Annotated in this window: 16 protein-coding genes; 3 read left to right on the top strand and 13 right to left on the bottom strand. The window is 38.4% G+C overall.

Features of this window, described 5'->3' with window-relative positions; genetic code table 11:
* Positions 1-729: 729 nt before the first annotated feature.
* From HMJ38_RS10550 to HMJ38_RS10520, 7 genes are all read right to left on the bottom strand, one after another.
* Complete coding sequence (locus HMJ38_RS10550; RefSeq protein ID WP_194974349.1) at positions 730-1,209, bottom strand: hypothetical protein; 480 nt, start codon at positions 1,207-1,209, stop codon at positions 730-732.
* A gap of 11 nt (positions 1,210-1,220) precedes the next feature.
* A complete protein-coding gene (locus HMJ38_RS10545; RefSeq protein WP_194974348.1) occupies positions 1,221-2,378 on the bottom strand; it encodes a zinc-dependent alcohol dehydrogenase in 1,158 nt (385 codons plus the stop codon).
* 332 nt (positions 2,379-2,710) lie between these two features.
* Complete coding sequence (locus HMJ38_RS10540) at positions 2,711-3,235, bottom strand: hypothetical protein (RefSeq protein ID WP_194974347.1); 525 nt, start codon at positions 3,233-3,235, stop codon at positions 2,711-2,713.
* 13 nt (positions 3,236-3,248) lie between these two features.
* Positions 3,249-4,544 (bottom strand): hypothetical protein, encoded by a 1,296-nt coding sequence (locus HMJ38_RS10535; protein ID WP_194974346.1) that lies wholly within the window; start codon positions 4,542-4,544, stop codon positions 3,249-3,251.
* A gap of 12 nt (positions 4,545-4,556) precedes the next feature.
* Positions 4,557-5,135 carry a YceI family protein gene (locus tag HMJ38_RS10530; protein WP_228780000.1) on the bottom strand — a complete coding sequence of 193 codons (579 nt, stop codon included), beginning with the start codon at positions 5,133-5,135 and terminating at the stop codon, positions 4,557-4,559.
* Between the two features lie 193 nt (positions 5,136-5,328).
* A complete protein-coding gene (locus HMJ38_RS10525) occupies positions 5,329-6,999 on the bottom strand; it encodes a DUF6909 family protein (protein ID WP_194974345.1) in 1,671 nt (556 codons plus the stop codon).
* Positions 7,000-7,086: 87 nt separating this feature from the next.
* A complete protein-coding gene (locus tag HMJ38_RS10520; protein ID WP_194974344.1) occupies positions 7,087-7,614 on the bottom strand; it encodes a DinB family protein in 528 nt (175 codons plus the stop codon).
* Positions 7,615-7,682: 68 nt separating this feature from the next.
* Between HMJ38_RS10520 and HMJ38_RS10515 the strand changes: the two genes are divergently transcribed.
* Entirely contained in the window at positions 7,683-9,032 is a 1,350-nt protein-coding gene (locus HMJ38_RS10515) for a M28 family metallopeptidase (protein WP_194974343.1), read from the top strand.
* A 96-nt stretch (positions 9,033-9,128) separates the two neighbouring features.
* Here the strand turns inward: HMJ38_RS10515 and tamL are convergent, their stop codons facing one another.
* The gene (gene tamL, locus HMJ38_RS10510; protein ID WP_194974342.1) at positions 9,129-11,417 is read right to left on the bottom strand and encodes a translocation and assembly module lipoprotein TamL; all 2,289 of its coding nucleotides are present in this window, start codon (positions 11,415-11,417) and stop codon (positions 9,129-9,131) included.
* 2 nt (positions 11,418-11,419) lie between these two features.
* Positions 11,420-16,243: a translocation/assembly module TamB domain-containing protein gene (locus HMJ38_RS10505; RefSeq protein WP_228779999.1), complete on the bottom strand. Its 4,824-nt coding sequence runs from the start codon at positions 16,241-16,243 to the stop codon at positions 11,420-11,422.
* A 545-nt stretch (positions 16,244-16,788) separates the two neighbouring features.
* On the opposite strand from HMJ38_RS10505, the gene HMJ38_RS10500 reads away from it, so the two are divergent.
* Together HMJ38_RS10500 and HMJ38_RS10495 are read left to right on the top strand one after the other, a co-directional pair.
* Complete coding sequence (locus tag HMJ38_RS10500) at positions 16,789-17,019, top strand: hypothetical protein (RefSeq protein ID WP_228779998.1); 231 nt, start codon at positions 16,789-16,791, stop codon at positions 17,017-17,019.
* A 60-nt stretch (positions 17,020-17,079) separates the two neighbouring features.
* Positions 17,080-17,556, top strand: a complete 477-nt coding sequence (locus HMJ38_RS10495) for a GNAT family N-acetyltransferase (RefSeq protein WP_228779997.1) — start codon at positions 17,080-17,082, stop codon at positions 17,554-17,556.
* On the opposite strand, the gene HMJ38_RS10490 is transcribed toward HMJ38_RS10495, so the two are convergent.
* The 4 genes from HMJ38_RS10490 to HMJ38_RS10475 form a co-directional block, all read right to left on the bottom strand.
* Entirely contained in the window at positions 17,543-18,313 is a 771-nt protein-coding gene (locus tag HMJ38_RS10490) for a hypothetical protein (protein ID WP_194974341.1), read from the bottom strand. The two genes, HMJ38_RS10495 and HMJ38_RS10490, sit on opposite strands and share 14 nt — an antisense overlap.
* Positions 18,314-18,324: 11 nt before the next feature.
* Positions 18,325-19,632, bottom strand: coding sequence for a purple acid phosphatase family protein (locus HMJ38_RS10485; RefSeq protein ID WP_194974340.1), 1,308 nt, complete (start codon positions 19,630-19,632; stop codon positions 18,325-18,327).
* A 71-nt stretch (positions 19,633-19,703) separates the two neighbouring features.
* On the bottom strand, positions 19,704-22,502 hold the full coding sequence (locus HMJ38_RS10480; RefSeq protein ID WP_194974339.1) for a TonB-dependent receptor: 2,799 nt from the start codon (positions 22,500-22,502) through the stop codon (positions 19,704-19,706).
* Positions 22,503-22,525: 23 nt separating this feature from the next.
* Complete coding sequence (locus HMJ38_RS10475) at positions 22,526-23,605, bottom strand: phytase (protein ID WP_194974338.1); 1,080 nt, start codon at positions 23,603-23,605, stop codon at positions 22,526-22,528.
* Positions 23,606-23,675 lie beyond the last annotated feature (70 nt).

Here is a 23,675-nt window from a genome sequence, read left to right as displayed (position 1 = left end):
ATTCTATTACAGGACTTTGCCTTGTCACCTCGACGTCAGGAGAGGTCTGCAGCCCACCTAGATGTCACAACCTTTTCTGTAAATGCTAATTTTCATAACTACCAATGACAGATTTGAAAATTGATGGTACAGAACTACAAATAGCATTCAAATCTATTACAGAACTTTGCCTTGTCACCTCGACGTCAGGAGAGGTCTGCAGCCCGCCTTGATGTCATTTTCCTTTCTGTAAATGCCTAATTTTAAAAACTACCAATGACAGATTTTGAAATTGATGGTTTAGGACTTCAAATAGCATTCGAATCTATTACAGGACTTTGCCTTGTCACCTCGACGTCAGGAGAGGTCTACTGCCCATTTTGATGTCATTTCCTTTCTGTAAATGCCAAATTTTCATCACTACCAATGACATAAATCGGAGCAGCCGTCACCCTGATCCCGATGGCTATCGGGATCAGGGTCTCATGAGGATCCGCAAATGATTAAAATAAACTTAAATAGGACCTCTGGAGATCCTTCGTGCCTCAGGATGACGGGAAACCTGATGTCATTACCTATTTTGAACATTTTCAGAATGTTGGGCACTCGGGGAGACAAGATTAGACCAAAGTCTGCCCTGGGTATTATATTATGTTAAGGGTGGTGGCTGCCCTTGAAAATATTTTTCAATTATTATCTCTGATCAAATTTCCTCCTCCTGAAAATAAAAATAGGGGTCACCCCCTATTTTTATTTCTTTCTAACAATCAACCAAATTGTCCCCACCGTGATGGCTGTATAAATTGATAGTTTTTTAATCAAACCTTTTTTGTCGTGTTTCCATTGAGCTGGCCAACCTTTTTCTATAATAATATTAGGAAATTTGCCATTTTTAAGATCATCTAAAACACCTTCAATGGCATTTACCCTATCAGCCAAAATAAGAGGAATCCAGTGACTAAACTCACCTTCTCCATGCTCAAAAGCAAATCGCCTTAATTTGCCGCTTAGCCCAGATGGCTCAGGTCCCAAACCATACACAGCACTTACATTTGGTCTTTCGTTGGAATGCAAAACTTCCTGAGTAATGGGCTGCTGTTTTTGATCTTTTCTTTCATATTTAAATGGCCCCTCTTTTCGGTGTTGAATCGGATAGGTTGGGTCGTTTTTAGGATCTGCATCAATCCCCCATCCTTTTATATGCGAATTATCTTTAATTTCATTATTCATGGTAATATAATTTAAAGGCTAACAGTTGGTAGAATCAATACAGGTTTTATCATATAATCCAGTTTTCCGGAAAACATTCTATAGGCATCAGCAGCCTCCTCCAATGGTATCCTGTGTGTAATTAATTCCTTCGGATTAATGATACCATCCTGTAAATGTTTGATCAATCGGGGAAGCAGTCTTTTAACGGAAGCCTGACCTGCACGTATTGTGATTCCTTTATTCACCACATTGCCAATAGGCACCAGATTACCTGTTGGACCGTACACACCAACCACTGAAACGATTCCCCCTTTTTTCACCGAATTGATGGCCCACTGTAAAGCGGTAGCCGATCCTGCCTGTAGCAATAACTTCCTGCCTGTGATGGTTTGTAAAGCATCCCCAGCTGCTTCTGCCCCTACAGCATCTATGCAAACATCTGCACCTACCCAATCAGTGATTTGTTTGATGAACCTAACCGGGTCTTCAAGGGAAAGAAAATTATAAACTTCGCAATTTGCATATTGCCTTACAAAATCAAGACGGTATTCTTCCTTATCAATAACAATCACCCGTCCAGCACCAAATAACCAGGCACATTTGGCTGCCATAATTCCTACCGGCCCTGCACCAAACACTACTACCGTATCTCCTTTTTGTATCCCACCCATTTCAGCGGCTTGATAGCCGGTAGGTAGGATGTCTGCGAGCAACACGGCATCATCAAGATCCATGTTTTCAGGAATGACCATAGGGCCAACATTGGCATAGGGTACCCTGACATATTCTGCTTGACCGCCTTGATGACCTCCAGCAAGGTGTGAATATCCAAAAATACCACTCAATGCAGTAGACTGGGCATTTGATTCATGGCACGAAGCATATAATTCTTGCTCACAAAAAATGCACTCGCCACAAGCGATGTTGAAAGGTACGATCACTTGATCTCCCACTTTAATATTGGTAACATCATTACCAATTTCTGATACAATACCAACAAATTCATGACCAAAAACGCTACCTACCCTTGTGTCAGGTACATTTCCATTATATAAATGAAGATCAGAACCGCAAATACAAGTTCTCGTTACTTTGATGATGGCGTCTTGTGTATGTTGAATTTCTGGAATTGGTGCATCTCTGTCTACACGGATTCTTCGTTTTCCTCTATAATTTGTCGCGAGCATAATGTTACATTTTAAAAATTGATAGTTAATTTTTGTGTAAAGCTAAATGACCATTGGACCGCTAAAAGTCTCAATGGTTGCATTCAATGACAATTGTCACCTTCCCATAAAGCTATGAATCAGGTAATTGTATTTATTACACAAATCATAGGAAATTGTATAAATTATTGAATAAATGGTTTTGATGAAATTTTTACATCAGGGAGTTTTTGGATATAGTTTGAAAAGATGGATGTTTGCTCTGAAGTAACAAATTGAACAGTAATAGGAAAATAAAAAAGCTTTAGAAATACTTGTTAGAGGAACGCCGAGAAGAACCTAAAAAAAACACATTAAAATCCAAGCTGTATCTCCAAATGAAGTGCTTCTTCAACTTTAATCAGTCCTCCCATTTTTTTGGGGGTTTCCAATGCCAATTCTTCAAAGCTTAAAATTAAATTACCTGAAACACCTGCAGGAGTCCTTTTTAAAACCAAGGCCGGGAAGTGAAGTGTTTTTCCAACCAAATCAACTGAAAGATCACAAGTATAATGTCCATAATTGGACTGCAGGTTCCTAACTTTGACTTTTGCAGTTGGAAATTGTTCTGCCTTAATGGTTTTCCTGAAATCTCTGTTCAGTAAAAAATTGCCACATGAAAAATCTTGGACGGGAATATCAAAAATCAATTCTTTTTTTAAATCATCATAATCAATATAAAGCGTGTCCTTTAAACCATTTTTAGCATAATCACAATTGAATCCGCCTATAGAAGTCTGTCCACTTACAGTAATTACTTTCTTGGTGACAATGACTTCTCTTTTTTCTTTGAGGTCAGGATTGAAAAGGATCAGTAAAAGGATTAAAAGGACACGCATTTGAATTTTTAGATTAGAAGCCTATCACGCCTTCGATCATCAGACCATTGAATCTACCACCGTTGAATCTGTCTGCTGCAGCAAAGTCATTATAATTTTGGCTAACATACTCCAATTTAGCAAGAACATTCTTGGTTACAAACCATCCTCCGCCAATTTGGATTCTGTCAAGGCTTACTTCAAGTCCGGATCCGGCCAATGGACCGCTGACTTTGTTATACCTGCCAGCTACATAGAATTTTTCATGGGCACCAAATCTGTACACTAAGTCAGCACCTGTCTGATTCCAAGTTCTGTCCTCGGTTTCATTCCTGGCTTTACCAGTTGATCTTTCAAAGTTACCGAAGAATTCTAAGCCTTGGAATTTGATGAAAGGATTGAATACAAAGGCAGTAATGTTATTTCTTTGACCTGGGTTAAACCTACCGGAAGTAAAGTTTCCAGCTGTACTGGCAAGGGTATTCTCCATGACAAGATAATATCTCGATCCTGCTCTATCTCCACCCCAAAGCGTGTTATTCTGAGAACCTGATGTAGTGTATACCGAACCGGTCAACCTTACTCTCAAATCATCATTCAGGTTCTTGTCATAACCAAATTTACCGATAAAGCTTGGTTTCCTGTTGGCAGGATTAGTAACTCCACCTTGGATTTCTCCACCTGTGACAGAAGCCATGGCCAACCATCCGTTGCTCTGGAAGAAGATTTCTCCACCAACTTCAGTAGTAAATGCGTCCATGATATAGTTTCCTACAAAAGGGTTCCACATGGCATTGCCATTATCTGATCTTCTAAAGTGTGCATCACCATAGTTGATTTCCATATGACCGACACGGACGGTAAGGTATTTGTCAAACCAATCTGTGTTGCCCAAATTTAAAAAGCCCAGTTTGTCTACTTGAAGGTATCCGCCTTTTACCCAAGTTTCCGGGTGGTGTCTTGAGGAAAGATAAGTCATCAAGTTCAATCTCAAACCATCAGCCAATTCAACGTCAATGTTAAGGTTGGCAGTCGCAAGGTTGGTACCTGCACCAATGTCAATGAGTTGATTGACGTTTACATTGTTTGCATTCAACACAGGCGTGGCTGTATTTTGATGACTAAGACTTTGCCACTGTTGGGCAAAATGTCCACCGATTCTTACTTTCATGCCTTCGAAGGCAACCGTATCTTCTTTTCCTGTTTCAAAGATATTCAGACCTCTTTGGTCATAAGGTCTCCAGAATTGAACGTCTCTTTGAAGTCCTTGGGCTAATGCGGAAAATGTCAATCCGACTATAGCGATCGCTGTAATTATGTACTTTTTCATTGTTGTGGGGAATTATTTTGAGGGTTGAAATTTTGTTTTAAATGAAATGGTGATTTCGTCGTCTGTTTTAACTGTGCCCAATAAGGCAGTTGGGGGATCAATGGAGAAATTAGTGAGCTTAGTGTCATAACTTCCTTCAAAGGTTAGATTTCCACCTGATTGGGTCATTTTTACGGGAAAGGATGCTGATTTGGTGACTCCTGAAATGGTAAAGTCACCTTTTGCTTGGTAGCTGCTACCACTTCCAGTGATTTCTTTTAAGGTAAAAACCACATTTTGATGCTTTTTGGTATCCAATGCTTTGTAGGCATTGTTGTCCAAACCTCTTGTACCACTTTTCAAAGTTTCAGCTTCCAATTGGACTCTTAAACTCTTGATACCTTTAAATTGGCTACCTTCCATCACAAATTGTCCTTCCCCAGTAGCCGAGGTAGAAGTCATGTCCCAATCATGTAGGGTTGAGCCTCCGGAAATTTTCATTTCTGACGTAGGTGCCAATGTATATTTTACCTGTGCAAATACGTGTGAACTTACGAATACAAGGGCAAAAACTACGATCCTTGTGATCCAAATACTGTACTGCTTCATCATATTTTTGTTTGTTTGATGATGTAAAATTGAGAAGGATTAGCTATAAAAAACCTGATGAATATCATATTTATCCATGATTAATAACACAGGCTATTGTAAGTTAAAAAACAGAATGAAAAAATAAATCTATGCTAAAAAAATAGCATAGATTCTGTAGGCAGACCGGAAATCAGAATATTTCCAAATTATAGTCTTAATTGAATATTTTCTCAAGAATCTTGTAAGTGATCAGGTAAGTTGGTTTGACCCCATCCATACCCAAAGCTCCCGAGGCTAGGGTACTTCCTGTTTCCAAAGGATTATCAGATGCGTAATATGCATAAAGCACTTTCACATTTTTCCTGATGCTCTGACGGATTCTACTCTCACTTTGAATGGCTTTTTGATAATGAGCACCCTCCATCTCAAGTCCGATGGCCTTCCATGATGACTCCATCAAATAACTCAACACATCTTTGTTCTGTAAAGAAGTTCCCAACACAGTGAACATTGTCCCTTGATATACACCCATATCGTGACCGTCAAAGTCATCTATTTTTAATTCATTTTTAAAAGGATAATTGTCAGCAGTTCCTTCAAACACATGACTGTCAGGAATCATGATATCCCCCTTGTTCCCTGTTAGAATCCCTGCCTTACCCATAATCGAGGCGGAAAGTACATCCAAAGGATAACTTTTGCCTTCCATGGTTTCAAATGGCTTCAACAATTCATCAAAACACTCATACGCTTGTTCTCCAAAGGCATAATCCATGACAAGTATGATAGGCTTCTTCTTTTTTCCATCCGAAATTTTCAAGCCTGGAAGAATTGTTTCTTTGGACATTCTTGCCGTATCAAAAACCTGTACGTTAATATTGGTACCGGATTCATCATGAATCTCAATAAATCCGTTTTTCTGGGCATAATTTAAGATATCTTTCTTTTTGTTGTTTTTGGCACCCACACTGATATCTAAAGCCACTTTTTCAATCTGTGCAAATGAAGTCAATCCCAAAGCCTGATACCCATAAATGGTATTGAGAAAACTATGGAGATTAGCCGAAACAATATGTATCGGTCGGTCAATCAATCCTTCCTCAAACAATACCGATTTGATCTTATTGGCCCAAAGTTCACCATATACATGATGACCTACCCGCTGCCTCAAGGTGGAAGAAAATGAAATCTCCCTATCCTTTCCCTCAAAAACTTCATCCATTGCCAATTTACCCATATGGTAAACGATGGAAAAAAGACTGCTGGTATGAGGGGATTCTTCAAATTTGACAACTGCAGCATGGGTCTCATCAAAAGTCCTTCCAATCACATGACTTAAATAAGAACAGGCTACTTCCTGATCTATTTCATCTCCTCTCTCTTCCTTTTGGACAATCTTGGAAAGCATTTCCCAATTAAGGTCAAATCTCCCCTTGGTATCCGTACTGTTGGATTTGATTTTTTCAGCCTCTATATACAAAAACGTCAGATGGGTTAGGATATCATAAATATCTGATCGCCCACGTGTCATCTCCACGTACATTTGATCCTGATCTACCCGATAACAGTTCCTCTTTCTTTTGGCAGGAACAATTGCAAGAAAATTTGAGTTTTCATAGCCTTCTCTGCTGATCAATCGGATATACCTGCATTCTTCAATACCTCGTGGAAGACGTTCCATCACATATAAAAGTCCATCCAACTCAATTTTTTCGTCTTGTGATAATAATCCATATATCTCAGGACTCAACACCAAAAGTGAATCCACCAAAGACTCCCCTGAAACCCCCATTGGCTTATAAGACCCTCTCATAAAAAGATGTCTCATGGTAATGTATAGTTTCTCGATGGCCGCCCTGGATTCCTGTGCTCTTGTTCTTTGCATAATTTGTAAAATATTTGATTTAGATAAATTCAGCAAAATTAACCTAAAATGAGAGATTAATTAATTTATTTGCTAACTAAATTATTTTTACTTTTCCCTGAGATATTTTTCTCTCAATATATTTAAATGATGTTGGGTATGGCCCGGAATGATGTTGTACAAAGCCCTGACACTTACGACAGTTTCATTGGCGATACCGGTGTTTTTCAAAGATTCAACCGGTAGTGAATTCAAGAGTGAGGTAATGGCATACCTTGACATTTCAAAATCCTCTAATAACCTTGTTAAAGAAATGGAATTAAAATTTGCCGTTTTGACATATTCATCTTGATCAAATCCGGGTAATGCGGCTTTTTCCCCTCTTGCAAAACACAAGGCCCTAAAGCTCATCAACCGATCGGTATCCGTGATATGCCCCAACAGCTCCTTGGCTGTCCATTTACCTACAGCATAGGCATGGTTACTCTTTTCCTCACCCATTTTCTCATAAATCCCCCTAATCTCCTCAATCTGGGAGAGTAATAACTTTTGGATATCTTTACCTTTGACCCAAGAAATATAGCCTTCATAAAATTGCCCATATTCACCTTCTTGAGGAATTAATATTTCATTCATGTAATATTGGTTTAAATTGAATCATCCTACAGGTAAATTTAAAGCTTTCACCTTCACCAATCCCATAAATGAAAAGAATTTTACTCTTTATCGCCCTTTTGCAGTTAAACCTGGCTAATGCCCAGACCCAAATAATTCATAGAGACGCAGCCATAGATAAAATGGTTTCTGAAGTATCAGCGGAAAGTCTTGAAAAATATGTCAGGGAATTAGCCGATTTCAGGACTAGACATACCTTAAGTGCTGACAACCCCAATGAAGGAATTCTGGCTTCGCAAAATTATGTCCTCGATCACTTCAAGTCATTTGAAGCTGATTCCAAAGGAAGATTAACTTCTTATATCGATACTTTTATCATTCCTGCTGATGGAAGAAGAATCCCTACTGACAGTAAGCTGGGCAATGTAATGGCTACCTTAAAAGGAACTGACCCAAATGATAATAGGATTTTCCTCATTTCAGCCCATATTGATAGCAGAGCATTGGGTGTTATGGATAATGAAATTGATGCTCCAGGAGCAAATGATGATGGTTCGGGAGTTGCAGCTGTCATTGAATTGGCCAAAATCATGTCCAAAAAATCATTCTCGGCCACCATTATTTTTGTAATCGTATCAGGTGAAGAACAAGGCCTAAAAGGAGCTGCATACCTCGCAGAGAAAGCCAAAAAAGAAAATTGGAATCTGGTTGCCATGCTCAACAATGACATGATTGGCAACAGCCATTCATCTCAAACCAATATCAACGACAACACAAGAGTCCGGATTTTTTCAGAAGGAGTACCTGCCGCGGAGAACGAGCAAATGGCTGCTATAAGACGCTATACCAACGGGGAAAATGACAGCAAGTCAAGACAGCTGGCCAGATACATGAAAGAAGTCGGTGAAAGATATGTGGATCAATTGGAGGTAAAATTGGTGTACAGAAATGATAGATTTCTGAGAGGTGGTGACCATACTCCATTTGCAAGGGAAGGTTTTACAGCAATCAGGGTCTGTGAAATGAATGAAAATTATTATCACCAACATGAGAATGTCAGGGTTGAAAATGGAATCCAATATGGAGATCTTCCTGATTTTGTGGATTTTGAATACATGAGAAAGATCACAGGGATTAATTTAGCTTCTTTGGCTTCATTAGCCTCTGCCCCATCAGAGCCACAGAGTGTCGGGATTGATGTCAGAAGACTCAGTAACACTTCTACCCTAAGATGGGAGTCACCTGCCAATGGAAAAGCCAAGGGTTATTATGTTTTGATGAGAGAAACTGATTCTTCAATGTGGGAAAGAAAATTCTATACTGAAGAGACTACATTGACCATTCCTTATTCGAAAGACAATTATTTCTTTGCGGTGCAGTCAGTAGGTGAAAAAGGTCATGAGAGTATGGCTATTTTTCCACAGCCGATTACCCGATAAAATAGGTTGTTGGAATAATTACAAAATTATCCGAAGTAAATATGATTATGTCATCCTGATCCATGGATATACCTTCAGGAGGTTTAAGGAGATATCCTAGAAAGGATAGCCTATAGCAAAATTCAAAACCATATTCTGTCTCCTCCATTCAGAACTCCTGAAATTGAAACTATCCAGCCACCTTTCGTTTTCGGGTAACCAAGGCTTTCTGGCAGGTAATGCCAAGTCAAAGCGCAATACGAACAATTGAATATCGATTCTCAAACCAAAACCAGCCCCTACTCCTAATTCCTCCACCCATTTGGATGAGAACCTTCCACCGGGTAGCGCGTCATTTTCATTGTATAACCATACGTTGCCTGCATCAACAAAAAAAGCACCTTTTAAATATTTGTTGAATGGAAACCTATATTCGATATTCCCCTCCAATCGGATATCACCTGCTTGGTCAAAAAAGCCTCCCGTTTCGAATCCTTCAGGGATGAAGGTACCTGGGCCCAATGACCTGATCCTAAAAGCCCTAACACTTCTAGGTCCACCGGAAAAAAACTGCTTGACAAATGGCAAAGAAACTGAATTGCCCAAAGGAATACCCGTTCCTGCAAAAAGTCTTGTCACGATTACATTCTCAGGTGTTACTTTATGATAGTATCTCAGGTCGATCTCCCCTTTGACATATTGTGCGTATTCGAGACCGAATACAAAACCGGGATTTTGTGTATCTAATAGGGTATTAATTCCTTTAAATAAATTACCGGCGAAATCAACTGAGGTCGCAAAAAAGATGGAGTTTTTTCTTTCCTCATCCACGAGTTGATTGAAATTAAAGGTATAATTCATTCCGGAAATAAACTGCTGTTCAAAACTCCTTCTTAGAAATGGATTGGAATCCAAGATTTCATCAAACTTAGGAGTAGTGTTCACCAAGTTGACCACACTTAGACTGATGGGATTGAATTCATGGTAAACAAACCTGTTCACATTCCAGAAATAACCAAATGAAGCATTATATGAATTGAGTAGATATAGGTCAGTTCTGTTTTGATATTCAAATCCCGTACTTATTTTGGTTTTCGGAATTGAATATCTGAAACGATTCATGATTGGTACAGGGAAAATCACCCTTGGAAAGATCAACGAACCTTGCAAACCCAATTCAATAGACCTCAAGCCTTCTCTATCTCCTGATAATATTTGTTGTTCATATCCAAATGAGGCTGTCAAACCCAGCAATTCTCCACCTTTGAAAATATTTCTGTTTTGGTAGCTCAACATCAAAGCCGGTCCAACAAAACTATTGGATTTGGTCACTGCTTGAATTTCTGCCCTCAGGGCTCTTTCATTTAGCGGAGACAATAAAATCCTAGCATCCAATGGATAAGTACCATCCTCTGATCGGACAGAATCTATTTCATCAAATGAAATATTGACATACCTGAAATTACCAATGGAGGAGAGTCTATTCGAGGTCAATCTCGAGGTAGTTGGGTTATATTTATTACCTTTTTTGAAAAGAACGTATTGTTCCAACAGATGGGGTTTAAAAACCTCACCTTCTTGAATGATATCGATACCTTTGACATTGACTGTGTCTGCATCTGTGATATCCGTATTGATAGCATAATTAGGAAAAACGTGGATATGCTTGATCGTGTAAGGATAAGTGGATTTTATGGGAGTATTACTTTTAAGCCTGAGATATAAGTCAAATTTGCGATCATCATATTGATTCGTATCAGCCTCAAAAATCAGCAGATTAGAGTTAAAGTTGTAATAACCTTTGGCTTTAAGCTGTTCGTCAATCCTTTCTCTTTCCTTTTTCAGGGCATCCAAATCAAGTCTTGTACCTTTTGTCAAAGTGGTTTTGGCAAGGTCAATTTCCTGAATAATTTCCAATGAATCACCAAGGAGCTCTAATGTTTCCAAACGATAGGCCTCCCCAAATTTTAAAGTATATTCAATACCGGAAAATTTTCCTTTTTCCAAAATTTCATAATTATCCTCTGCAAAAAAATATCCTTTGTTCTCCAATCTGTTGGTAAGAATATTTCCTGTCCGTTCAGGCTGAACATTGCTGAGATAAACTGGTTTTTCTCCAAATTTCCTGCTCAAAAACCTGTTTATAAATCCAGGTTTTTCTTTGTTCCCTTTATAATGAGCCCACAGCCCAAATCGTACACCTAGAATCTTTCCGTTGGGCTCAGGTTTGATCAAAGATTCCAAGTCATTTTCTAAGGATGAAAGTTCACGTTTTGACAGGTCTGAATCCAAAATCAGTTCAGATCCAGTGTAGAGACTTTCACCCTCAGGAATAAACTTCTTTACCCCGCAGGACGAAACTGCGATCAAACAAACAAAAATCAGTATGGTAAATCTTTTTTCCATAATTAATTTTCTGTTTTTTCACCTTCAACATTCATTTCTTCTTTCTCATTTTCTTCCTCCGAAAATGCTTCTGGTTTGGGTGCCCTTTTCCATAATTCTTTGAAAGCATTGAATTCTTTATTAAAAATAAATGAAATGCCTGTGACAATCAGTTGACCATCTATTACAGATTCAAACTGGTTTTTCCGATATGCTTTAACTCTCCATTGTCCACGGGTATCCAGCAAATACTCCAAACTGACATCACCAAATAAGGCGTCTCCCTGATCGATTTCTTGACTGCCACCCTCTACATCCACCTGACCTCCAACAGAAATCACCAACCTATCATCCATCAACCGCTGTTGAGCCGCAACGTTCAATTGGGTTCGATCAGCGGGTCCTCCTGATTGAAAATCAGTGTAGGAATCCAGGTCAAAATCGACAGAAAATCCTGAATCCCCGAATAATTTACCCGACAGGGCGTTGAGCTGGGAAGAAAGTACCTGACTGACGCTTGAGCGGGCAAGATTGACCGACCCGCCTGTGGTACCATCATTGCCCATGACCGGAAAAAACTGATTCAAAACCAATAAGGAAAAGACCTGTTTGATCAGATCATCATCTTTTTCATTGATCTGTTGAATCATGCCGTATACACTTCCTCCAAAAGCCCCTCTTTCCTGTTCAGCCATGTCAAGTTCAAAAGATATTTCAGGTTTCACCAGTTCTCCTCCTATTTTAAGATAAACCATAAAATTAAGTACCTGTCTGAACTGTCCTCTGGTTTCTCCGTCAGTACCGCTCAGTTGGGCCTGCATCAATTCAGATGCTGAGGTCCGAACATTATAGATCGCTGTCAAATCCAAAGTGGCATCCATTGGGTCTCCATTCCAGACTACTGAACTTCCCTTTGCCAATTCAAATCTCCTGTTGACCAATCCAAATAAATTCAGTTCATAATGACCACTTCTTACTTCATAACGTCCGGAAAGCGAAATATCCCCATTTGGATTCATCAACATATTGAGGTCAGCCTCACCTTGAATCCTAAGGTTATCACCTGTCCTTTCATCTACAATCAGGTTGAAAACAGTTTCAGGGTCTACCTGCAAATTTGCCCTGACATCATACCCAACAAATCCTTTGGTCGAAATATCCATTTCTCGTTGGGTAAGGATATCATAGGGATCATTGTGGTTAACAAAAATAACCACGCCAGTCCTTTCGATCATATCCAATTGATCCTCAGGCACAATAAATGAAACATTGGAATCTTGGTTAACTTTCAGTTGAACAGTGACTACAGGAAGACTCATCGATCCACCAACCGTCATGTCAAGGTCAACATTGGCTTTTCCAAAAAACAAGTCATTATCAGCACGTGTTGAATTCATGACCTGGAAGTTTTGTGTCACAAGCTTAAGGTCAAACCCAACATCTAAAAAATCATCGGTAATGACTTTCCCATCAATCACAAAGGCATTTCCATTTACATCTTTGATGTTGAACTTATTAAAGGTGAAGCCCGAATTATCCATATTGATTTTTTCATTGGGAAGTAGGAATGAGGTGTTGAAATCCGATATGAGGAATCCTGCCTCCTCAAAGAAAACCTCTCCTTTGTAAATGGGATCCTGTATGCTGCCTTCCAATTTAATCTGTCCGGAAATAATTCCTTTCCCATTTCTAACTTCTCCATCACTGATCTTATCCAACAATGACAATTGAAAAGCATTTAAACTCATATTGAGATCCAATTTTGAACTTACCGAATCAGCCACAATCATTCCGGCTAAATCAAGGTCTATCCCACCTTCTTTGAGTGAAAGATTAAAATCATATTCTTCTAAGCTATTTGCTGTGGCCTCCACTGATAAATTCCCCAAAGGAATTTCAAACACCTCCATCTCCCTGACTTCAAAATCCGCTACAACACCAATCGCTTCAAATGGATTTTCCACTATCAACTTACCATTAGCAATTCCTTTTGCCAAAGGGTCATCCGGATTTAAAAAGCCCAATAGTGTACTCAATCTGAAATCCTGAAAAGACACGCCAATATCATCCGTGTCAATATTATTCAATTCATTGGTAAAACTAAGTGATTGACCATTTCTAGAAAAATTGAATTCATTGAAATTGAGGAAATTGGGCGTGTACGTCACTAAATTATCCTCAGGAATTGACCAAGCTCTTGAATTCAGTATCAGTCCTTTCGGATCAATATGAAAAGTTACGGTATCTTCAGATAAGCTGAATTCAGAAAAAAGCTGCATCACTTTCGTGGTGTCATTTCTTGAAATAAAGCCAAATTCCAGCATACTGTTTTCAAACTCCATCACCAAGTTGGTTTCACCCATATCGACAGGACCAATGGCTAAATGTTGAAATCCAGCATCCAATTTTAGCACGGATTGATCTCCTTTAAAATCAATTTTTAAAGTATCCAATTCGATATCTGTATACCGTACGTTTGAAACAAATACATTTGAATTCAATATCCTCGCCTTTGAATCAAATAAAAGATCAATATGAACTGTGTCCAATTCCTCAATTCCAGAGATTAGAAGCTGATCTATAAAAGGTGTAGAATGAAATTTGAAATCAGCTTGCGCTGTGATTTCAGGTAAATCTATGGAGCTTGATTCTTTTGCTATCAATTCCTGAAAATAATTTTCAATAGATGTGCTGATATCCGCTAGAGAACCAGTAGCCTGAAACTCTCCAACCAAAAAATCTGAATTGATTTTAAGTTCAGAAGTTTCAGGGTTCATGGTTGTCTGAAAATCAACTTGTCCCAAAGGAAAAGATCTTCCGTCATAATAAAAGAACCCTTCATCGATATTCAAACTGGCCACAAAATCTTCCAAATCACCTTCTAATGAACCACTTACTTTCATCGTGGTATTGATGTCCTGTGCAGTCAGTCCAAAAACCTCAGATTTTAATTTTCTCAAATCCAAAATGAAATTGACCTCAGAATCAACAGTATCCAGTTTGGCGCGCAGATCCAAATCAAATTCCAATGCTTCATTTTGAAATCCCATTTCCAATTCGGCAAAACCATCATTTGCTTCAATAGAAAATTCCAAGTCTGAAAAGTCATAATCACTCCAGATTAAATTATCAATTTTCATACTCATCAAACCCTCCAAATCACTTAATTCAGTTCCAGAACCTTGAATTTCCGTTTCAAGAGTTATTGGCCTGAGTTCGGAAAGGGCCATAATTTTCCCCAAATCCAGTTGATCCAGAATCAAAGTAGATTTAAAAAAATATGTTTCATTGTCTTTATAATCAGCTGTGAAAGCTACATCCCCATCTGATGTATTTAACAAAACATCTGCAATCATGGCTTTTAAACCGCCTTTTGCCTTTACTTTTAGGTTAATTTCATGTGGAATATTATAATCATAATCCTCCAAAAAAGGATCAATTGCCTCAGCCGTGGTCATCAAATCAAATTCCTTTAAATCCAGTTGTATTTTTTCTGAATCAAGGAAATCAGAAAAATCTGCCGACCGGATCCTCAATGTTGTTTCTTCACCATACTTTAGGTCAAATTTTGGGATGGAAAGATTTTTTGAATCCCCAATGACTTGACCGCTGCCGACAACACCATTTTTCATCAATTCGTTAAAATAGAGCTCTTCTTCCAATTCAGGTACAAAATATAAAGCTTCGGATCCATCAGTCTTCAGTTCATCAATTGAAAGGTTAAATTCAGAATCTTGCGGCTTATTGATCAATTCAACCAGTGAATGATATTTAAAACCTAAATCTGCTGTTAACGCTGATTGAGCAGTTTTTAAATTGAATGATTCAATTTCAAGTTGATGGTCTGAAATTGAAAATTTGGTGGAAAACTGATCCAAGGAAAGTCCGCTGCTCTCTTGGAAGGAAATTTGATCAATTCTCCCTTTCACATTTTCATCTTTAAAAGAAAAGTTGTTGACGGAAAAATCCAACCCTGACAGATTTATGGCGTCAGGGTTAAAAGACCCATTTTTTATCTGTGCATCTGATAGACTGTAATCAAACCCAATATTTTCAAAATCAAGAGAACCAATTTCTACCCACCAATCAGGCCACTCAAATCCACCTGATTGAAGTTCTGTGGCTTTATTTGGTTCCTCTGGATTCTCAATATCGGCCATTTCCAATGAAAAATCGGAATTGCTCAATGTCAGTCTTTCGAGTAATATTTTTTGATCTTCTAGGTTTGCTTCGGGTAGCGATAAAAAAAGATCATCCAAATAGACCAATGCCTGTATACCATCCGGCGTAGACTCATAATCAACTTTGGTATTTTGAATCTGCAGTTTTTCAAGAACAAGCAAGGGTAGCGGTAATTCTGTAGGTGTTTCAGTTTCCTCACTTTCAGGAAACGCTTTGAATTGAAGGTATTGGATATCTGCGTCTCCAATTAAAAATTCATCAATCCCAAAATTCATCTTGTTCAGATCAATTTCATCCGTAACCAAGCGAATGATTTTCCATGAAGCATTTGCTTGAATACCCAAAATCTGATCATCATATTTCAAGTCAAAATTCTCCATATTTACAGGGCCTAGTGATAATTCAGGAAAGGGACTGGAATCATCCTCAACGCCACTCTCTTTCACATTATCAGTCTCAGAGACAAAAGCCTCAATTAAAAAATCAAAATTAAATGCTTTGCTGACACTGTCTCTTTTGACCTTTGCAGTCAACCCTTCCCATTGAAGTTTGGAGATAGCTATATCTCCGTTTTTTATCAGCGGCCAAATTTCAATCCCGGTTTCCAGCTTTTTGGAGTAGAGCAGTGTATCTGAATTCAAATCTTCCAAATAGAGTCCTTCCATGTACAAATCACCCCTGAATGTTATAAAAAGTCGATCTAAACCAACGCGCGTGTCTGTTTTTTGGGAAACATAGGAAGTGGCTTTTTTAATAATTATATTTTGTCCCCAAGGGCTTCTGACAAACAGAATAATAACCACCAATAAAAGTAGCAACACTCCTATGGCAATACCCAGAATTTTGAAAAATGTTTTTACAAACTTTTTGATAGAATTGTGATTTTACTGGTCAAGTAATCTCAAATATAAGGCTTATACAGCTATATAACGAGGAACTTGGATAAAGTGTGGTTGTGCTATCATAATTCGATTTTAATCAGAATCAGTTTTAGTCAATTATACCTTGAGATCAAACATGGCAAATTAAAACTCAAATAAGGTCGCATGAATTATAGCCTTTTGAAAAGGTTTTTTAAAATTCACTGAAACCATCATCTTATTATCCCAACATCACCTGTACTTTAATTTATTATTACCATTGTCAGGTTGACTGTTGTTTTTCTCCAGGGAAAATTAAATTTGTTTATTGAATTAAAAACCTGATTATCATGGATATATTCTTTAGTTTATTGTTTTTGTTAGTCACCTACTTTATGACTTCAGTAGCTTTGTTGCAGGTGTATATTCCCGGAGGTATCAAATCCTTGGAAGAAAAAGAAAGGAGGTTACGATTATTTTTAGAATACAAAAAAATAATGGGGATCAGTTTTGTTATTTCCTGTTGTCTTTCCGGATTGATGTTTTATTATTTTATTTATCCCGTATACCAAGTTTTCTGAAGATTTTACCCTTCCTTTTTAGAGAAATCAATTTTTTTCTTCATTTTTCCATAGAAATCAATGTTATATCCCAAAGACCCTGAACCGATGGATTATATTATCAGACCTTGTGAAGAAAAAGACCTACCCGAACTCGTGACGTTATGTGCTGCTCATGCGCAATATGAAAAGGCGGAGTATTCACCGGAGGGGAAAGAAGAGGGGCTTAGAAATGCAATCTTTGGCGCTAATAAAAAATTAAACTGTTGGATGGTGGAAATCGACGGTAAGGTTGAAGGTTTTACTTCCTTCACCATAGACTTCTCAACTTGGGAAGCAGCACCTTTTCTTTACATGGATTGCCTTTACCTTAGCGAGGTATGTAGAGGAAAAGGAATAGGTACTGATATCATGGAAAGAATCAGAAAAGTAGCCAAAGATAAAAATTGTGTCAATATCCAATGGCAAACCCCCGAATACAATGCCATGGCGATCAAATTTTATGTGGGACTTGGCAGTATCGGAAAACAGAAGATGAGATTCTTTATGGAGCCTTAGGTTCTTTCCTGATTCCATTGAGCCATACCAATCCAATAGGAACCAAGTAATGTCCTGCCCTGATAAGTACCTCCGGGTACAAGCCTAAGCCCAATTCAGTGACCCTGGCAAAAGCAGTGATGAATCCCCAAAATGCCATCCAATATAAAACAGCATTGGTTGAAAATACAATTGCCGACAATGCCGCTAGGATATCAAGTAATCCTATAATTTTAAGTACTATTTCTGCCTGAAACTGTTTTAGCCTGATCCCAAAAGTATTCTCTGATGAAATCAAAAGATAATCAATGAATCTTGGATGTAATGACCATGCCTCAAGTCCATGTGTGATAAAAGTAATGGACAATCCTACCAAAAGTATCCAATAAGCAACATTAACATTTTTCTTATAATTTGTTAATGAGAGGATGCCTATTGGCAAAATTATCCTCACAAAATGAGCTGGAATACTCCAATCTGTGAATGGACTGCCTGCTTGTCGTTTGATGACATAAGCCAATCCCAAGGTTAACAGGGCAATAAACACCAGCAAATATCTGTTGGGCCTGAAAAAAGCTATTGCTCCAAAAACTAAAAATACCCAAGCCACAATATTCTCAAGAAATTTTGATTGGGACTGTTCCAAACCCAATTCCATAAAAAGCATGGTTTCGATGGGACTGCCACCTTTGAGATAAAAGAACACACCAACACATTGAAGAAGTAAAGCAGATTTTAAAAGCCAAAGAACCCTCTCAACTGAAACAACCTTCATCATTTACTTCAATTCTATTTTCGGGGTTTGACTTCAAATTGATCCAAAATTTCTCCTTCCATTCCAAAGGCCTTAATTGAGATTTTATCTTCTGAGAATGTGAGTTTATGAACATTGTGTGCACTCATGGCAAATCCGGGAGGTTGAATAAACCACCTTGTACTGTCCGCAACTCTTTGGGGAACTCCAAGGCCACCTTCTCCTATATATATTATGCCCGTTTCATCATATTTATTATTCCGAATCGGAACTGTCCTTTTCAAAATATGTCCATCGGATTCCAAAGCAAGGTCGATATTGTATTTTTCAAAATAAGGTACCCAGGTATCCCTGACTCTTTTAAATGTTGCATTTTCAAAGTCTTTAACAACGGGATACGCAGGTCTGTGGTAGTTGACCAAAAGCCATCTATTTTCCTCGCGCTTTTTTGGGAGATTTTCTTCCAACCAATCCCTTTGATCACCTGCAACACTTATTTCTGTGTTTAAGGTGAGAATGGCAGTTTCCGAACCCAATTGAGTTGAAAAATAATAATCAAAGCCCCTTTTTCTTTGTGTATCGCCTAACCAAAAATTTTCTTCAAATCCAATTTGCATATCATGGTTTCCCCTCGAAATAATCAAAGGTAAAAGTCTATTGCCTTCCCCAATGACTAGTTCATGATCTTCAAACCACCAATATAAATGCCTCCAATCTGCCGTGGTACCATAATCAGCTCCATGAATAAATCCAAGTATGTTTGGATCTTCATCCATCAAGGCTTTGATTCTTCTATTCATCGCCTGTCTGTCAACATGTGGGGTTCTTCCTGCATACCTAGGATCAGGACCACCCAGCCGGGAATCCCCGCCCCAAAGCAAAGAAAATGCTCTATCGTCCTCAGGACCGGATATAAAATAGAACTCGTCAGAAACCAAATCATCGGTTTCAACAACAAAATAGTACGTAGTAGAGGGCTTGAGATTTTTTAAATCTGCATGATGATAATATCCCTGCGAAACTCCTTCCTTAAAATCCTCTTCCACCATGGAAATCGCCCCATTTTTGGAAGCGAGCACTTGAAATGAATAATCTAGCTTAACCCCTTCTCTACTTACCGTATCATAATATACAGTGTGTTTTTTACCATGCTCAAGCATGGTAGTCCATGATATTATTGCATAGGTAGATGGGTCCTCAGTCCAAATGACCCTCAAATGCCTAGGCCCAAGTTCTTCTTGCTTATTTAGGGTTTCTTGCTTTTCCTCTTTTGAATTACAGGAAGTCAAATAAAAAGAAAATAATAAAAATAGGGCTAGGCTAGCTGATCGAGATAATTTCATATTTAAGAGGATATTGAATAAATGAAGCGGCTTCCATGTAAATCGGAAGCCGCTCAAAAGTAATGAATAGATTAATTGAAAAGGTCAAATTTTACACCAAAGTTGATTCTGATATTATAATATTCCTCTTGCTGTGTCCTGGATCTTATTCCCTGATAAAACCTCAAAGGTTGATTGGTCAGGTTATTTGCCTCAAAAAACACCCTCCAATTTGGAGTAAATGCGTAGGAAGCGTTAACATCAAGGAAAGTTTGCCTATCATAAAAAGCATCATCAAAACTTGAACCCCCAATCTCATCAATGTATCCACTGGCATGGTTCAGGGAAGCTCTCAGAACAATTTTTTCGGTTTCAAAGGAAAGTGAGGCATTGAACATATTCCTGGCCGTTCCGGGAAGTTTCAAATCATCATTTTCACGACCTTCAACTCCCGTGGTCCTTGAATCCGTAAAGGTGTAATTCATAAAAATACCCAGTCCTTTCCAAATTCCGGGAAGGAAATCAAATTGCCTTTGAATCGAAGTTTCAAAGCCATAAACATCTGCTGTACCACCATTCTCAGGTTGAGTCCTTTGAATTAATTCCCCAAAAACAGGATCTACCACATTGAATTCTGTACGTTGGTAAATGAAGTTATCAATATCTTTATAAAAACCACCAAAGGTAAATACTCCTACTGATTCATAGTAATTTTCGAACATCAAATCAAAATTCATAGCGGTTGTAGGAACTAAATTTGGATTTCCTCTTTCCAAAGTTTGGTTATCAGGTGAGAAAATTGCGAAGGGTACCAAATCAAAGTAATTCGGCCTTGCTATGGTATTTGCCCAGGCAAACCTAAGAATTCGGTTATCCGAAATATCATATTTGAAATGTGCTCCCGGCATCAAATTGGTATAATTATCAGAAACAGTTGCAGATTGTCTAAAATCCTCTTCATCTTCGTCAAACTCATAACCCCTATACTCCAGATTAGTATTTTCTAATCGAATCCCAAAAATGGCTGACAGACGTGAATTAAATTGATAATCTGTCATCACATAACCGGCAGTAATGGTTTCTGAAGCCTCATAGTTACCCGTTATATATTCATCTACCACATCTTCGAAGTCAAACAATGCAGGATTCTTAAGGTCTAATCCTCCCAAAAATTCCCTGTCTACAAACCGTCCAGGAACATATTGGGGACCATTTAAAAACACCCTGTCATTTTGAAAACTAAATGGAAGGTCACCTAAATCATTTCCATTAGTTCCAAGATCTTGAATAGGATCATATGCATCGAAGGAATCAGTTCTTTGTTTGTATTTATCCCTCAATCTTCCTCCAAATTTCAGCAATCCTTTATTTGCAGCATAAGGAAGTGAAAAGTCTAACCTGACATTAAAATCCTCTTCATAAGTATTGTTATTGGATTCATATATCTCATTTAAGCCCAATCCCAATTCATCATTTTGGTCTGCAAATGTGGTCAAAACCTTGAACGGATCCCGGAAATCCAAAATCATATCAGCATTACCCCTATGTGTTATATAGCGTTCGTTGGGTCGATCCTCCATGGCTTTGGCATAGGTGGTATTCCATGTCATCTTCAGTTTATTGAATAAGTGGGTGCCTGATAAGGTGGTGTTCAAAACACTTTGGGCTTCTAGCCGGGTATTTTTAACCCTATCATTATCAATTCCACCCTTAGTTTGAATGGATGCCCTTCCAGGCAATTGAAATACTCCGTTTTGCAATTCAGAAAAGTTTCCATTATTAAATGGCCTATCCATCCTGTCCACTCTCAATCTCCACCTATTTTCCCAATCATCTCTCCAATTATACATGGCATTGAAAACAATAGAATGGTTCTTATTAATATCGTAATCAAGTGCCAAACTGGTACTTCTTCTTACCCTTTGCACATCGTATTTTCTTAAGTCAAATCTATCTACTACTACAGGATGGTTTGGATTATCTGTCTCAACCCATCTTGCCTCATAATTATCTGAACCAAAGGTGTGGTTATTGTAAGAACCAGAAAATATAATCCCAAGCTTATCATTGGCTATTCGATCTCCAATGATTAATCCTCCTGTCCAAATTGGCTTGTTTGTAAGGAAATTGACTCCAGAAGCAGCAGTTCCTGAAACCCTAAGACCATTGGGAGCCTTACGGGTAACCAAGTTTACAGCACCACCAATGGCATCTGCATCCATATCAGGCAATACTGATTTATTCACCTCGATGGTTTGAATCATGTCCGCAGGAATCAAATCCATCTGTATTCTTCTGTTATCTCCTTCTGCTGAAGGAACCCTTTCGCCGTTGATCATGACCGAATTCAATTCAGGTGCCATACCTCGGATGATGATATCTCTGGCCTCTCCCTGATCATTCTGCATGGTGATTCCGGGTATCCTCTTCATGGCATCCCCAATGTTGGCATCAGGAAATCGTCCGATTTGATCTGCTGCAACAATATTGGTGATATTGGAATTGGTTTTTTGCTGGTTCAAAGCCCTGGCCTGTCCTTTGAGCCTGTCTCCGAACACGATAACTTCACCGCTTTCTAAAGTTCCCGGCATCATTATAAATCTCAAATCCAGAGTCTGTCCGTCTTGAAGGCTGATATCTTTTGTCAGAGAAATGTAACCCAAATAAGTCACAATAGCAGTGTAATTCCCTGCTGGAATTCCCTGAATGAAGAAGTCTCCCAATTGATTGGACACTGAGCCTTTGTTGGTTCCTTCGAGGATGATATTTGCACCCGGAAGGGAGAGGTTTTGATCGTCAATGACTTTACCTCTTAAAACTGCCTGTGCATACAAATCCTGTGCAAACAGCATAAACAAAGAAATTGCTGAAATTAGTAATCTGTGTTTCATATAAAGTTTGGTTGTTTATTAGATTAATTTGAATTCTTGATATAGTTTTCCAAATCTCTCCAATCATAAATCTGGAAAGTCTTGTCATCTGACATGGCTACAAATAGCCCTTTTGGAAATTCTGAACTGATATTAAAATTGACCACCTCTGAACCATCGCTGGAAACAGTGGACATTGGAAGTTTAGCTATTACTTTATGTAAATGAGGATCTTCTGAGGACCCTTCTCTTGGAAATACATGGAAAAAATTTGCTTCCTGATCTGAGACTAAAATATATCCTGTACCATCATCATGCTTATAAATAGAAATCCCTTCATGGTCCAATGTGAAGCCCTCTGTTGCAAAAAGTGCAAGTTCATCATTTCCCTTCTCCGGGTCGGCATAATACTTCCTGACCCCTACTCCCTCGTCACTGTAATAAATAAACCCGAGCTCATTATCAACAGCAATAGCTTCGATCTCCTTGTTACCACTGTATTTTCCGAATTTTCTAACTAATTCAAGTTCCAATCGACCACCTTCGGTCTTGATAAGATATTGCCATAAATAGGTACCATCAGTTGGACCGTCTTTTCTGCCTGCTATCACATATTGCTTTCCATTTTCCTTGTCATGATATACAGCTACACCCATGAGATCTCGGTAATCCGGCTGGGATTCTCCAAGATATATTTCAATTCCACCTTCCTCGATTTCTATCATTTCTGGTAGTTTGAAAAACCGCAACTTAGAGGTAAGTCTCTCTCCTGTGACTGCAAAATCAATTTCTTCCTCACCTAAGCTCAAACCATAAGAAACATCAACATTATTTGGTCGTTGTAAATTTCTCACCACCAAAGAATCTATGATCTTTCCTTTTAAATCAAATACATATAAAGCTCCGTCTTTATCTTTGTCGGTACCTATAATGAGGCTTTTACCCGGATCAGATTTATTGATCCAAATCGCAGGATCATCCGTATCATGAATCACCTTTTCGGTGATATAAAGAGGTTCGATTTTGGCTTTCGAGGATTGGGATTGTTTTCCTGAGTCTTTTGTGCCACAGGAGGAAAAAACAAGCAACAAACCAAAAACAGACTGTAGAATTTTGTTATTCATGTGTATCTTTTTGTTTAGTGCAAAATTAGATACCTAGAGAAAACTGACCTACCGTTTTATATTATCAAAA

It is taken from the genome of Aquiflexum lacus, assembly GCF_015476655.1.
Lineage (GTDB): Bacteria > Bacteroidota > Bacteroidia > Cytophagales > Cyclobacteriaceae > Aquiflexum > Aquiflexum lacus.
The sequence above is the reverse complement of the archived record's forward strand: the minus strand, read 5'-3'. Positions and strand labels throughout refer to the sequence as shown.